This is a genomic window from Microbulbifer sp. ALW1 (assembly GCF_009903625.1).
Lineage (GTDB): Bacteria > Pseudomonadota > Gammaproteobacteria > Pseudomonadales > Cellvibrionaceae > Microbulbifer.
Genome location: NZ_CP047569.1, coordinates 1,623,643 through 1,638,365 on the forward strand (window position 1 = coordinate 1,623,643; position 14,723 = coordinate 1,638,365).

General features: G+C 56.6%; 13 protein-coding genes. All 13 read left to right on the forward strand.

Annotation, left to right across the window (positions count from 1 at the left end; all coding sequences use genetic code 11):
• Positions 1 to 53: 53 nt before the first annotated feature.
• The 13 genes from GRX76_RS06655 to GRX76_RS06715 all read left to right on the forward strand — a co-directional run bounded on the left by GRX76_RS06655 (position 54) and on the right by GRX76_RS06715 (position 14,659).
• Complete coding sequence (locus GRX76_RS06655; protein ID WP_160152593.1) at positions 54 to 2,864, forward strand: xanthine dehydrogenase family protein molybdopterin-binding subunit; 2,811 nt, start codon at positions 54 to 56, stop codon at positions 2,862 to 2,864.
• Positions 2,865 to 2,877: 13 nt separating this feature from the next.
• The gene (locus GRX76_RS06660) at positions 2,878 to 3,426 is read left to right on the forward strand and encodes a (2Fe-2S)-binding protein (protein ID WP_160152594.1); all 549 of its coding nucleotides are present in this window, start codon (positions 2,878 to 2,880) and stop codon (positions 3,424 to 3,426) included.
• The gene (locus GRX76_RS06665) at positions 3,423 to 4,646 is read left to right on the forward strand and encodes a c-type cytochrome (protein WP_160152595.1); all 1,224 of its coding nucleotides are present in this window, start codon (positions 3,423 to 3,425) and stop codon (positions 4,644 to 4,646) included. Before GRX76_RS06660 ends, GRX76_RS06665 begins: the two co-directional genes overlap by 4 nt.
• Positions 4,647 to 4,705: 59 nt before the next feature.
• On the forward strand, positions 4,706 to 5,425 hold the full coding sequence (locus GRX76_RS06670) for a nucleoside-binding protein (protein WP_236250582.1): 720 nt from the start codon (positions 4,706 to 4,708) through the stop codon (positions 5,423 to 5,425).
• A gap of 42 nt (positions 5,426 to 5,467) precedes the next feature.
• Entirely contained in the window at positions 5,468 to 6,454 is a 987-nt protein-coding gene (locus tag GRX76_RS06675) for an XdhC family protein (RefSeq protein WP_201276930.1), read from the forward strand.
• A complete protein-coding gene (locus tag GRX76_RS06680) occupies positions 6,444 to 7,040 on the forward strand; it encodes an NTP transferase domain-containing protein (RefSeq protein WP_160152596.1) in 597 nt (198 codons plus the stop codon). The genes GRX76_RS06675 and GRX76_RS06680 overlap by 11 nt, the downstream gene beginning before the upstream one ends.
• 338 nt (positions 7,041 to 7,378) lie before the next feature.
• Complete coding sequence (locus tag GRX76_RS06685; protein ID WP_236250583.1) at positions 7,379 to 8,410, forward strand: HlyD family secretion protein; 1,032 nt, start codon at positions 7,379 to 7,381, stop codon at positions 8,408 to 8,410.
• A complete protein-coding gene (locus tag GRX76_RS06690) occupies positions 8,397 to 9,368 on the forward strand; it encodes an ABC transporter ATP-binding protein (RefSeq protein WP_160152598.1) in 972 nt (323 codons plus the stop codon). The genes GRX76_RS06685 and GRX76_RS06690 overlap by 14 nt, the downstream gene beginning before the upstream one ends.
• Positions 9,365 to 10,489, forward strand: a complete 1,125-nt coding sequence (locus tag GRX76_RS06695; protein ID WP_160152599.1) for an ABC transporter permease — start codon at positions 9,365 to 9,367, stop codon at positions 10,487 to 10,489. The genes GRX76_RS06690 and GRX76_RS06695 overlap by 4 nt, the downstream gene beginning before the upstream one ends.
• Positions 10,490 to 10,749: 260 nt before the next feature.
• A complete protein-coding gene (locus GRX76_RS06700) occupies positions 10,750 to 12,273 on the forward strand; it encodes a hypothetical protein (protein ID WP_201276931.1) in 1,524 nt (507 codons plus the stop codon).
• Positions 12,270 to 12,908, forward strand: a complete 639-nt coding sequence (locus GRX76_RS06705) for a VWA domain-containing protein (protein WP_236250584.1) — start codon at positions 12,270 to 12,272, stop codon at positions 12,906 to 12,908. The genes GRX76_RS06700 and GRX76_RS06705 overlap by 4 nt, the downstream gene beginning before the upstream one ends.
• 6 nt (positions 12,909 to 12,914) lie before the next feature.
• Positions 12,915 to 13,739 (forward strand): glycerophosphodiester phosphodiesterase, encoded by an 825-nt coding sequence (locus GRX76_RS06710; RefSeq protein WP_160152600.1) that lies wholly within the window; start codon positions 12,915 to 12,917, stop codon positions 13,737 to 13,739.
• The gene (locus tag GRX76_RS06715; RefSeq protein WP_160152601.1) at positions 13,736 to 14,659 is read left to right on the forward strand and encodes a glycerophosphodiester phosphodiesterase; all 924 of its coding nucleotides are present in this window, start codon (positions 13,736 to 13,738) and stop codon (positions 14,657 to 14,659) included. Before GRX76_RS06710 ends, GRX76_RS06715 begins: the two co-directional genes overlap by 4 nt.
• The last annotated feature ends 64 nt before the right edge of the window (positions 14,660 to 14,723 follow it).

Genomic DNA, 14,723 nt, shown 5'->3' on the forward strand with positions numbered 1-14,723 from the left:
GTGATTAGCGAAAAGCATAATTTTATTACGCCTACAAAGAATCCAGGAAAATCATGGAAGGTTTCCGCTCCGATCGGCGAAATTTCATCAAACTCTGCACTATCTCCGGCATTACGCTGTTCGCTGCACCGGCACTTTGGCAGCTTGGTAGCGCGCGACCGGCAACGGCAGCGGGCAAGCTGAACTGGCGAGGGCGTGGGCTGGAACCGGCTTTCCGGGCCGACGGCATTGCCAAGGTGACTGGCCAGAAGATATTTGGTCGAGATTTTCGTGCCAAAGACATGCCTGGTTGGAATCAGTCGCAGCACTATGCATTTGTCCTGCGATGTAACCGGGTGGACCGGCGCTTTATCGGCTTTGACTGGAGTCAGTTGCCACCGGACGGTCAGCCTTACATAAAAATTGCCGCAAAAGATCTGGCGGAAAGGAAGTTAAAGCTGCCGTCCTTCTACGGCGATGCGATGTTGCTGAGCGAGGGGGAAACGCCGCACTACTATGGCCACGCGGTGGCCATGCTGCTGTTTGACGACTTTGAAAAATTCGCTGCTGCAAAACAGACGTTGCAGTTCAATGAGCAAGTAATCCGCTATGGCGATCAGGCGCCACCGGTGCAGCGAGATCCCTATGCCAGCTGGCGCATTATTCGTGCCGAGGGCCCGGAAGGGCCAACTGGCGAGGATCTGTACTCGCCATTGCAGGACGGCCTCTTCTTTCCCAACTATCGCGACCGCAAAGTCGAGTGGCCTGCGAAATCGAGCCAATCCGGTGATGTCAGTGAGCGCGGCATGTATTACGCGGGGCAAATTCGCACTCAGACCCGGAATGAGACAGATGCGGGCAACTGGCACCTGGTAAGTGCCGAGTATCAAACGCAAATTGTTGATCCGATGATGATGGAGCCTGAGGCTGCCAATGTCTGGTTCGACAGAGAGCAGCAGTCTTTGCATTTGGTACTCACCAACCAATCGCCGCAGGACTTTCAGGAGCTGGCGGCACATATGATCGCCGAGTGCGAATTCTCTGCCGATATAAAAAGTATCGTGGTGCATTCCTCTGTCGTGGGCGGTGGTTTCGGGGGTAAAGACCACACCATATTTCCCTACTACGGCTTGGTGGCGGGGCTCTTTGGCTCGGCGCCTGTCCGCTTATCCAACAACCGCTTCGAGCAGTTCCAGACCGGTCTGAAGCGACACCCCTTTCATATGCGCAATACCCTGGCGGTGGATAAGAAGAGCGGAAAATTCCAGGCGTTGATTTCCGAGATGCAGGTGGACGGCGGTGGGCGGCAGAACTTCAGTGCCTCGGTCTCCATGGTGGGCGCTAGTGCACTACAAGGCATCTATTATCTGCCGCGTAACGATATTTCTGCTGTTGCCAACCATTCCATGAATGTGGACTCCGGGTCCATGCGAGGCTACGGCACGCTACAGTCAATGACCGCTATGGAGATGATGGTAAACCAGGCTGCAGCGGAGCTGGACATCGACCCGATCGAATTGCGGTTGCGCAATGCTTCAGAGTCCGGTTGGCGCAACACCCAGGGCGCTGTCCCTACGGTTCAATTGCGCTACCGGGAGTTGCTGGAGCGCGCCAGCCAACACCCGATGTGGCTCGAACGCACCGGGCGCAAAAAAGAGTTCGAGCAGAATAACCCGGGCTATTTATTCGGTACCGGTTACGCCATTGTCACCAAGGATTACGGTACTGGCGCTGCTGCGCCGAGCTCCGCAGTGCAGTTCGACGCGGAGGGGCGACTCTCCATGGCTGTTGAATTTATGGAAATGGGCACCGGTATTGCGACGTCTCAGTCTCTGTTACTGGAAACACTTCTCGGACATTCGGCTGATTACTGTGCTGTGGGTGAAGTGGATGCCTGGCATGCGCTGCAGCAATTCCAGACCGAAAGTCCCTACCTCATGAGTCAGGCACATCAGGATCAGATGTCCGCCAGTCCTTTGTGGACGCCGGTAACAGCAATGGCCAGTGCGGCGTCCATGTCTGCTTATTACCAGGGGCACGCGACCCGGCAGGCTGCCGAAATTCTATTTGAACAGGGCCTGCTACCCGCGGCCCGGCGCCTATGGCAGATGACGGAGATAGATCAAACGCAGCTGCAGTGGCGTGCCGGGAAGCTTCACTATGGCGATAAGTCGCCACTGCCTTTGGCACAGCTAGCGGCAGAGGCGCATCGTAACGGTGATGTAACCGGTGTGATGGTGCACACGTTCAACCGCTGGGAGTGGGCGGAGGCCGACTTCGAGCTGGGAGGCCGCCAGCAGATCTGGCGCATCGATGGCCTGGCGTTCCGCCGCGGAGGTTCAGCACAGACGGTTCGCGCCGATGAATATCAGGTGGTAAAGCGCAAGGCGGTGCGCTACCCGAGAACTGCCCTGAACAATGCCATGGTCACCTACTACGCACCTACCGCGGCGCTGGTGGAAGTGGCTGTGAATGCGGGGACAGGCGAAGTCAAAATTCATGGGCTGCAAAACTATATGGATTGTGGCCGCACCATCGTGCGCCAGCTGGTTGAGGGCCAGATTGAAGGCGGTGTGGCGATGGGTATCGGTCACGCACTCTATGAAGTCCTGCCACCCCTTGCAGAAGGGGCTGGCAACGGCACCTGGAATTTGAACCGGTATCAGGTGCCCCTGGCAAAACATGTGCCGGTTTGGAACCAGCAACATGAGATATTGCCACCAGAGTCGGACGAGGATCCTCATAAAGGTATTGCGGAAGTGGTGATGATCCCGATTGTTGCGGCTCTGGCCGAGGCCATCTATCAGGCCACCGGGCAGCGTTTCAATGAAACGCCGATCACGCCGGAGAAATTGCGCCGCGCACTCAACCCACAGGTGCTGTGAGGAGATCAAACCGATGGCAAAGATTCCACTGTCCTTAGTGGTCAATGGCGAAAAGGTGGGACCCGTAGAGGTAGACGAATACACCTCTCTTCTGGACTTCCTGCACGAATTTCTGAACCTGACCGGCACCAAATTGGGGTGTGGTATCGGCGTCTGTCGCGCTTGTACGATTCTGGTTGAGCGCGAGAATGGCTCACTGGAGCCGGTACGTAGCTGTATAAACAACATCGGCCGCTTCAACGGTGCAAAAGTCACTACTGTTGAAGGGCAGGCCGAGCGCAACGCAGACGGGGAAATTGTTGCGCTGTCGGCGGTTCAGGAAGCTTTTCTTCGTAACTTTTCCTTCCAGTGTGGCTGGTGTACCGCGGGGTTCGTCAATGGCGCAACGGCGTTGATCGACCGCCTAAAGCGTGAGCCGGTGGCGGCGGAAAATGTAACGAATGCGATTGAAGAAGCCTTGGGAGAGCATATCTGCCGTTGTACCGGTTATGTGCGTTATTTCCGTGCGGTCAAGGAAGTCATCGAATCCACTCCCGGATTGGTCAAGGAGGGGGGGAGATGAAGAGAGTCATTCTCACATTTCTCTTACTGTTGGTCGGTAATGTGGTCGCTGCGCAGTCAGCGGTGGAAAAAGGTCGCTATCTGGCTACCGCAGGTGATTGCGTCGCTTGCCATACCGCGGAAAACGGCCGTCCCATGATTGGCGGAAGACCCTTTCAGACCCCTTTCGGGGTGCTCTTTTCGACCAATATCACTCCGGATAAAAAAACCGGGATTGGTCATTACGCGCTGGAAGATTTCACTGCATCCATGCGCCGTGGTGTAGGCACACACGGTAATCTTTATCCGGCCATGCCCTATACCTCATTTTATTTGATCAATGACGAGGATTTGGCATCACTGTACGCATACTTTATGCAGTTACCGCCGGTGGAATTTGCGACACCAAAGAACAAATTGATTTTTCCCGCCAATCTGCGTTTTGGCCTGACTTTCTGGAATTGGATTTTCTTTGACGAAGCATCGCTGGTAGAGCAATCCGACAAAAGCCCCGAGTGGCAGCGGGGTAACTATCTGGTCAACGCGCTGGGTCATTGTGGCGAGTGTCACACGCCGCGCAATTTTGCGTTTGCAATGAAGGAGGAGCATAAATTTGCAGGCAATGTGCTTGAAGGTTGGGATGCGGTTGATATCCGGCCCCAGGCGTTGCGTCGTCAAGGCTGGGACAGAGCGCAGCTGCGGGAGCTGTTTAAGACGGGTGCTAGCGAGCGCGGTACTGCCGTTGGAGAAATGTATAGTGTTGTTAAGCACAGTCTCAGTCATCTGTCCGATGATGACATCAATGCGATGATCTCCTACCTGCTTGACGATACTGAAGACGAACCAGGTATTTCCGGTAAACCGGAATTGGCCACCGAGCGATTTTCCGAGGGACGTGCGGACTTTGTAGCCTATTGCGCAGGCTGCCACGGTCGGGAAGGGCGCGGGTTAGCACTTGCGGTAGCGCCCCCGATGAATCGAAATGCCGGTATACGTGCGGAAAAACCTTACAACAGTATTGCCGCGATTCTTCGCGGTTTGCCGGCCCAGCGTATGAGCCGCACCAACGCCCGCGCGGGCATGCCAGGATTCCATGGTGAGCTGAGTGACACACGAATCGCCAGCTTGGTGAACTTTATGCGTACTGCCTGGGGCGGGGCTCCGGGGGAAGTAACGCCGGAAGAAGTGGCGGAGATTCGTAAGCAGTTGCAGGATCACGGCTATCTGGAAGCGCAGGAATGAATTGTCTACGCCATTTTATTGGCGCCTTCAGTGCCGCGCTTACGATCTTCAGCCCGGTGGTGGCTCTGGCGGCAGAATGGTCGGCTACCGAAGCTCAGCTGCAGTACGGCCGGTTGGATAATCCATTCGATGAATCAACAACCGATACCACTATCCTCACGCTCCAGCATGCCAGTGGCTGGAAATATGGTGAAAATTTTTTCTTCGTTGATTTTCTTAATGACGGCAGGCGCGATGGCTTTAATGACACTGACGTCTATGCAGAGTGGTATGCCACATTTAGCCTGGGGAAAATTAGCCGTTGCGATCTGAGTATTGGGCCGATAAAAGATTTTGGGTTAGTGGCGGGATTCAACTACTCGGCCGATGCCAATGTCGAGAAATTTTTGCCGGGCTTCCGCATCGCCTGGGCAACGCCTGGCGAGTCCTTCTTGAATACGGACATTACCGGCTATCAGGATATCGGCTACGGCGATGGTGCGCCAAAAGAGGGGGACAGCTATATGATCGATTTCAATGGCGCTTTTCCCTTCAGTATTGGCAATCAGGACTTCAGTATTGAAGGGCATATCGAATATATCCATAACCGCACCAGCGAATTCGGCGACGTGAAAAGCTGGGTCCTCGCTCAACCCCAGTTTCGCTGGGATTTGGGTAAGGCTCTGTTCAAAAGCCCGAAGCAGCTGTTTATTGGTATCGAGTACCAGTACTGGCGAAACAAGTTGGGTATCAATATTGAGGAAAGTGCCGTGCAGGCGCTGGTCGTTTGGCGTTTCTGATAATCGCAGGGTCTTTCGAAGGGCGCGGAGTCGGATAGTGGCATGAGCATGCAGCATCTTGATTTACAGGTCGCAGAGCAAGCACTTGCCTGGCTGAATCAAGGGAATACCGTTTGGTTGTGTACGGTGTTGTCCACCTTCGGTTCGTCGCCGCGCGCACCAGGTTGCATGATGGCGGCGCTGGGCAGCGGGTGTCATATCGGCTCGATTTCCGGCGGCTGCGTTGAAGAAGATTTCCTGGAACGCCTGGTCAATGGTTGCTTTACGCAAAATGTCGAAGTTTTGCGATATGGCTGCGGCGGTGCCAACGGGGCTCGGGTGTCGCTTCCTTGTGGGGGTAGCCTTGACGTTCTGGTTGAGCGCTTGTTGGCCGAGCCTTCCAACCAGGCGCACCTGGAAGTGCTACTTTCGAGCCTGCATGGTCAGCGTTCACTGGTTCGGAATGTGGATATCGGCAGCGGCCAGCGGACACTCCATGAAGATCTCGGTGTCGGCCCAAGAGTTTTCCGCAGTATAGAACTAGGCACCGTAAAGATCCGCGTTGGACCCGCAGCGCGATTAATCATTGCCGGGGTTTCCCCGGTTTCAAAAATCTGCGCGGAGTTTGCCCATACCCTTGGCTTTGAAGTTATTGTTTGTGATCCGCGGGAAGAGGCTCAAGGCGCTTTCGATGTGCCTGGAGTCGAGTTTCGGCAGATACTCCCCTCTCTGGTTATTGCAAGTTCCGGAATTTGTCACGCCGCCACCGCCGTCGTTGCGCTAACCCATGATCCCCGTATCGATGACCTTGCGATGATGGAAGCCGTAAAGACGCCAGCTTTCTACATCGGTGTTATGGGATCGCAACGCACATCGGTGGTCCGGGGTGAACGACTGCGCCGATCTGGCGGATTAAGCGAACAGGAGGTAGACCGGATCCATATGCCCATCGGACTTGCTATTGGCAGTAAAACGCCGGCTGAAATCGCCATGGCGGTTATGGCCGATATTATCCGCGTGCAACGCGGTCGATCTCGCGATGCACTCTGATCGCATCGTCGCACTGTTGATGGCCGCGGGTACTTCTCAGCGTTTTGGTCGCCGGGACAAGCGTCGAGCCTTGTTGCCCAATGGACAGATGCTGTTAAAGAATTCTGTTTTTCACGTCAGTGCATTTTTTCGAAACTGGCGCCTTGTATGGCGGCCAGAAGATAGCCTTGAAAGCTTCGGGTTACCTCCGAGTACGCCCGTTCTCCATGCCCCTAATGCGCTTGGTGGTTTGGGCTGCAGTGTGGCAGACGCGGTTCGCGTTATCAGTGCTGATCCGAGTTTGGACGCTATAGACGCCACCGCGATATTTCTCGGGGATATGCCCGCTATTAAGTTCAGCACTTTGCAGTCGGTAGTGAAGCAGGCAGATCGCACCATCATCGTGCGCCCGTCATGCGGGGGGCACGTCGGGCACCCGGTCATTATTGGGCGTGAATTTTGGCCTGAACTTGCCGCGCTAACTGGCGACTTGGGCGCGATACGTATTATTCGCCGCAATCTTTCGCATTATCACGAAGTGCCGGTAGCGGACCGGGGGGTGATTTCGGATGTGGATACCCGCGAAGACATCGCTCGGGTTCTGTAATTCCCAAGTCTTGATCTTAATTTTCCGGGGATTCCACAACAATTCCGAACGCAAGCTCGCTGTCATCTGGATAATTGCGCCTGTGGATAGAAATTGAAGCGCCAATGTATACTTGGTGAGCCTTTCTGCGATTCCTCTTTATTTCTGATGTTTTTCGGGGTGTTGTACTGGGCTGATTTGCGTTTGCCGGTATTTGGTGACCGCTCTGACTTGATGACTGCTTCAATTGGACGACAGCGTGGCTGATAGTGATGTGGACGTTGAGCAAAACCCCCGGGGCCCTACTTTTTGTAACTTACCTATTTCTGGCAGCTTGCGCCCAGCGGGAAGAAACCGTTTTGGGTACGCTGGAGTGGGACCGAATTGCACTACCGGCACCGGTGGCAGAAAAGATTGTCGACATTCCGGTTAAGGAAGGTCAGCGCGTTGTGTCGGGCCAGATTCTGCTGCAGCTGGATCCATCGCAGACCCGCGCTCGTCTTCTTTCACTCGAGGCTGCAGTGAAACGCCAGGAGGCGCAGCTGCAAGAATTGAATGTGGGGCCGCGGGTAGAAGAAATAGCGCGAGCCAAGGCCAGCCTGGATGCTGCCGAGGCGGAGGCTCGGGATCGGGCTGCCGAGTATCAGCGTTTGTTGCCACTTGAGTCGCGCGATTATGTTTCAAAGTCCGATCTGGATCGGGCCAGGGCTGCGGCAGATAGCGCCAAAGCTCAGGTGCAGTCCGCCCGCCAGCAATTATTGGAGTTAGAACGCGGCACGCGCAGCGAGGAGATCGAGCAGGGAAGGGCTGCGCTGGCGCAGGCGCGGGCAGAGGCCGAGGCGCAGCGTGTGCTATTGGAAAAGCTGACGGTGCGTGCACCCAGGGAAGGTATCGTCGACAGTATTCCTTTCAAACTCGGGGACGAAGCACCCATAGGCGCCTCGCTAGTGGTGATGTTGACCGGGGATACGCCCTATGCGCGCGTCTATGTACCCCAGCCCATGCGCTTGCAAGTAGCGGTTGGAAGCCCTGCGCAGGTCACGTTGCAAGGCAAAAACATTGATCCGGCAGGTAAAGACAAGGGGCAGCCCCGCATTTATTCCGGGCGGGTACGATTGGTGCGCAACGAGCCCAGCTTTACACCGTATTACGCGCTGACCGGAGATGATGTCAGCCGTCTCAGCTACATTGCCGAGATCCAGTTGCAACAGGACGCGGCGCGCTTACCGGCGGGACTCCCATTGCACGCAGAATTTTTAGCGGGCGCTCCGGCAGGGCAAGATGCCGGTACTGAAGCTAAGGCAGAGTCTCTCCGCTCTCCCAATATACCGGAGCCTGAATCATCCCCCGCTTTCCCGGAAGATCCCGAGCCCTACGATGGCGGAAAGTGAAATTGCCATTCGCGCCCGGGGCCTGAGTAAAACCTTCGGTAGCCTGAAGGCAGTGGATGATGTGGATCTCACCGTCGCACGCCGGCAGATTTACGGGTTTCTCGGGCCCAATGGCTCGGGAAAGTCCACCAGTATCCGCATGCTGTGCGGCCTGCTGACGCCAACCGCAGGCGAGATCGAAGTGCTGGGGTTGGAAATTCCACGGCAGGCAGAAATTCTGCGGCAGCACATTGGTTATATGACGCAGCAATTTTCCCTGTTCGCGGACCTTACCGTGCGCGAAAACCTGGAGTTTCTCGCCGCGGTGCAAAATATACCCTCGCGCAAAGCGCGTCCGCGCATTGCCGAGCTGTTACAAGAGTATCATTTCGAAGACCGAGCGGATCAGCTGGCAGGTACCATGAGCGGTGGCCAGAAGCAGCGCCTGGCGCTGGCGGGCGCGGTGATCCAGAAGCCGGAGCTGCTGTTTCTGGACGAGCCGACCAGTGCGGTAGACCCGGAATCCCGGCGGGATTTCTGGGAAAAGCTGTTCGAGCTGGCCGACGCCGGCACCACGATTCTGGTTTCCACGCACTATATGGATGAAGCCGAGCGCTGCCACCGCCTGGCCATTCTCGATCGCGGGCGCCTGGTCGCCGATGGCAGCCCGGCACAGCTGACTGGTGACCTGGAAGGGAGAACCTTGCTGGTTAATACCGATAGTCAGCGCCGTGCCAAGCAGGCCATTCTCAAAGTGTCCGGCGTGATCAGTGCGGCGCAGATTGGCAATACCCTGCGGGTTTTGACCGGGCCCCAGCAGGACTGTCGACAGAACATTCAGCAAGCCTTGCAGGCAGCGGGGATTGAAGCGGACGTGGGCCCGGTAACCCCGAGCCTGGAAGATGTGTTTGTGGCGGTGACCCATCAACCGTCGCAAAAGCCGGGTGAGCCTGGTCAAACCGGGGAGCCGGATTCGTGAACTTGCGTCGCCTGTTTGCGGTCCTGGTCAAGGAATTCCGGCAGATGCGCCGGGACCGTATGACACTGGCGATGATTATTGGCATTCCGGTGATGCAGCTGGTGTTGTTCGGCTATGCCATTAACCTGAATTTGCGCCATCTGCCGGCGGCCATCGCCGATCAGTCCGGTACCAGTGCCTCGCGCCAACTGGTGATGGATATGTTGGCGACGGAAGTGATCGAGCCGGTAGCAGATGCCCGCACCCCTGAGCAGTTGATGGAAATGCTGCGCCGGGGGGAAATCAGCGTCGGTGTGGCGATTCCCTACGATTACGAGCGGCGCCTTGCTCTGGGCCAGGAGGCGGTGCAGATACTGGTGGATGGCAGCGATACGGTAGTACAGAGTGCCGCTGCCCAGCTCGCACAGGTGCCGGTGGGTGAGCCACCACCAGAGAACAATCCCAGGTTGCCCAATCGCCAGTCTTCGATCCCTTTACCCCAGACCTCGGTCAGCATCGTCAGTTTTTACAATCCGCAGCGGGTATCGGCGATCAATATTGTGCCGGGGCTGATCGGTATCATTCTCACCATGACCATGGTGATGTTCACATCGGTGGCCATAGTGCGCGAGCGCGAGCGGGGCAATATGGAGCTGTTGATTGCCACCCCGGTGAGCAGCGCCGAATTGATGATTGGCAAGGTGTTGCCCTACGGCATCATCGGCCTGATCCAGACCAGCCTGATCCTGCTGCTGGGAACCTGGCTGTTCAGTGTGCCAATACGCGGTAGCCTGTTGGATGTCTATATTGCGGCGCTGCTGTTGATTGTGGCCAACCTGGCCATGGGGCTGCTGATTTCCACCCGCGCCCAGTCCCAGTTCCAGGCCATGCAGATGACCTTTTTTGTATTTCTGCCGTCCATATTGCTGTCTGGCTTTATGTTTCCGTTCGACGGTATGCCCAAAGCCGCCCAGTGGCTGGCGGAGCTATTGCCGTTGACGCACTTTCTGCGCCTGATCCGCGGGGTAATGTTGCGCGGCGCCGGTATCTTCGAGCTGTGGCCGGACCTGCTGGCACTGCTGGCGTTTATCCTGCTGATGATGACCCTGGCGATAGCGCGCTTCCGCAAGCGCTTGGATTGACGTCCTTCCAAGATTGGCGCAAAAAGCCTCTCCTCTCGAGTGTTCTTCCCTGTCCATATTGACGGTTCCCCGGTTCGGTGCGACGAATTGCATCGGAACTGTGATGACATAAAAGAAACCGCCGCCGAGCCCTGATAGGATAGGGCGGTCATTTCTCATAATTTGGTGGTAAAGGCCGCCAACTTTCTACTACAAGACTGAGGTCGGGTCTGTACACACGTTAACTGTTGCTGCCTGTCAGCAAGGGAGGAAGCTGTACCATGACCGGAATTTTCCAGAGCCTGCCACCCTGGTTGTGGTTTGTCATTGCACTGGTTGCGCTGTTTCTGGCGCGCAAGCCTGTTCACCAGGGAATACTCGCCCTGGCGCGCTTTTTTCACCAATCCCTGCGCCTGGGCGCCAACGCGGTCGCCGCCTCGGAGCACCGCCTGCAACTGCGCAACCGCGAGGTATTGCTCGCTGCCGGGCGCGAGGCCACCGAGCGGCATATCGAGCGCGAGTTCGACCGTATCGAAGGAGCGATGAAAAAGGAGCTGGCGCAGTACCCGGCGCTGCATCGAAAACTGTGCGAGCAGCTCACCGCCATTGACGAAGACTACGTACGCAGCGCTGAAGTGCCGCCGGAACCCACCAACTGGGCCAAGGCCATCAAGGCCGTTGCCGAAATTCCTGCCAAGCAGGATCCGGTAGTGGGGGATGTGCTGGAAACCATTCACGGCTCCATGCGCAAGGCGGAGGGCAAAGCGCTGGAGGCCTACCGCGAGTCCGCCCGCGAGCGTCACCAGTTGCTAAAACGTATGATGCCGGCGTGGCGTTCCATCCTGAAAAGCCTGGGCAAGGTGAATAAAACCGTTGCCACGGTGCAACAGCGCTCCAAAGTCGTCGATGGCCATATGGACCGCTACGAGGAAATCCTGCAGGGTAGCGACCGCGCCCAGCGCATGTTGTCGTCCTCATCCCTGAGTCAGTTCTTTATTTCCGCCTTTGTATTGGCCATTGCGGTCGGCGGTGCGCTGATTAATTTCCATCTGATCGCACGACCAATGACGGAAATGGTGGGTGGCACCAGCTATATCGGCAACTTTAAAGTGGCGGACATCTCCGCGCTGGTGATCATCCTGGTGGAGATCACCATGGGGCTGTTTGTCATGGAATGCCTGCGGATTACCCGCTTGTTTCCGGTGATCAGTGCACTGAGTGACAAGCTGCGCACGCGGATGATGTGGGCCGCCTTCGCGCTGTTGTTTTTCCTGGCCACGGTGGAAGCCGGACTGGCGTTTATGCGCGAAATCCTGATGCGGGAAGACCTGGCCGTCAGTGCGCAACTGCGGGGCGCGGAGGTCGCCGCAGTGGACAGCAGCGTTTACTGGATCACCACGGCGGCGCAAATGGGGATGGGCTTTATCCTGCCATTTGCGCTCACGTTTGTGGCCATACCACTGGAAAATTTTATCGCCTCTACCCGCACTGTGATCGGTATTGTTACGGCATTTTTTCTGCGTTTGTTGTCGGTTGTTTTGCGCCTTGCGGGAACGGGCAGCCTGCGCACCGGCACCTTGCTTGTGCGACTCTACGATATCGTGATCTTTTTCCCCCTGTGGCTGGAAGCGCGCTTTCTGGGTTGGCGTGAGCAGGCTGCGGAAAAAGCCGTTGTAGAAAGTACGGTTGAAGAATCTGTGCCGGCTTCCAAGGCTAGTTCCCGGTCGCCCTCCAGGCGATCTGCAAAGTCCGTATCGAAGTCTTCAGCAAAACTTCCTACAAACCTGGAGGAGCAGCCCTCGTGAAAAATTGTCTAACGCTGTGTCTGCTGTTTGTCCTCACCGGTTGTGGAGAGCCGGTGGCCCGCAACCAGGGTGTGTATATGCTGATCGACACCTCGGGTACCTACACCGAGGAGCTCGGCAAGGCGCAGCAGGTGATCAATTTCACCTTGGCACGGCTGAACCCCGGGGATACCTTTGCGGTGGCCAGTATCAATACCGGCAGCTTCAGTGAGAAAAACATCCATGCCAAGGTCACCTTTGACGACAAACCCAGTGTGGCCAACCGGCAGAAGCAGGCCTTCCAGCAGAGCATCGATGCCTTTGTGAAAAGCGCGCAGCCTGCGGCTTACACGGATATTACCGGTGGCCTGCTGCAGGCGGTGGAATTCCTGAATGAAAAGCAGCCGGGGCGTAAAACCATCCTGATTTTTTCGGACCTCAAGGAAGAAATAAAGCAGGGCTACAATCGCGATCTGCCGCTGTCGCTGAACGGGTTCGACCTGATCGCCCTGAATGTAACCAAGCTCAACAGTGACAATGTCGACCCCGGTGAATACCTCGGGCGTCTGCAGCAGTGGCAGGAAAAAGTGGAGCAGGGCGGCGGTAGCTGGCGCGTAGTAAATGATCTGGAGCGGCTGGAGAAAATACTGCCGTGATCACGCTTGAACAACACTGATCACTGGTTGCGGCCGGGCCGCTCGCGCCCGCTGGTTGTTGCCCACGGCGACGAGGGTGGGCGCGGACTTTTTCCGGGTAATACCCTGTTGTACCTGCGCGAGATGGTGGCGCTGGGGGTGGATGCGGTGGAGATGGATCTGCATCTCACCGCCGACAGTCACCTGGTCATGCTCCACGATGGCACCCTGGAGCGTACGACCGATGGCAAAGGCATGGTGGCCAGTAAAACCCTGGCGGAACTGAAATCGCTCAATGCGGCCTACCACTGGTCCCCGGATGGTGAACGCTACCCCTATCGCGAGAACCCGCAGCCGCTGGCCACCATTGATGAAGTCTTGGCCGAGTTTCCGCACACCCCGCTGATTATCGAGCTCAAGGACAGTGATCACCGTGCGGCAGAGGTTCTGGCCCGGGTAATACAGCGAGCTGGCTGTGAAACGCGGGTGATTGTTTCATCCTTCCACCGGGGCGTGATCCGTCGCTTTCGCAATCTGTGTCCACAGGTTGCTACCGGGGCCACACTGCCGGAGGCGCTGCTGTTTTTTGCCGCTCAGTGCCTGTTTGCAGAAAGACGTTTGCGGTCCGCCTACCAGACCATGCAGCTGCCCTGTCGTTACTACGGCCTACCGGTATTTACCCGGCGCTTTGTACAGGCGGCGCGCCGCTGCGGTCTGCACCTGGCAGTGTGGACAGTGAACGATCTCGAAAGCATGAAAAAATATATCAACCAGGGGTTGGACGGCATTGTTACCGACAGGCCCGACCGGTTGTTGTCGATTCTGGACTCTCGATTCAGGAAAGTTGAATGATCAAGCGACTGCTGTTTTTTATCCTGCTGGCCCTGGTGGTTTTTGTCGGCTGGCGCTATCTCGCAGCGCGCCCTGCGGCGGATATGGGGCTGCAATTCCCCGCTTACCCAAAAGACGGCTTCCGCCGGCCCCTGGTGATTGCCCATGCGGACGACTCGGGGCAGGGGCTCTACCCGGGGAACACCCCGGTATTTCTGCAGCAGATGGCGGCGATGAAGGTCGACGTGCTGGAAATGGACATGCATGCCACTGCCGATGATGAACTGGTGCTGATGCATGACGCCACCGTGGATCGCACCACCGATGGCGAGGGTGCGATCAGAGACCTGACCCTGGCGGAATTGAAAAAACTCAATGTGGCCTACAACTGGAGCCAGGACGGCAGCAGCTACCCCTACCGGGAAAATCCGCAGCGTATCCTCACAGCCGATGAAGTGTTCAAACAATATCCCAAATACCCCATGGTGATTGAACTGAAATCGCCGGAAGCGGATGCAGCCCTGGCTCTGTGTGGCAAACTCAAGGCGTACAACAAAAGTAATCAGGTGATTGTTTCCTCTTTCCATCAGGGGGCGATCGATGCCTTCCGCAGCGAATGCCCCCATGTGGCCACTGGTGCCGGATCCGATGAGGTCAAACTGTTTGCGTTGGCGTCCAAGCTCAAGGCCTTCCGCTTGCTGAGTCCGCACTATCAGGCCCTGCATATTCCGGTGACCTACGACCGTATTACCCTGGTGGATAGCAGTGCACTGGAGCAGGTACAACAACACGGCGTGCGGGTGGATGTGTGGACGGTGAATGACGAAGCGGAAATGCGGCACCTGATCGAGTTGGGGGTAGACGGCATCATGACGGACAGGCCGGACCGCCTTATGCAGGTGATTGCGGAGATGCAGGAGTTTGAGGAAATGAGCCAATAGTGTGATTGCCTGGAAAATAATCCTGGCAATAGCTGGCGATAAAAAAGGGGCAAGGTGAAAACAC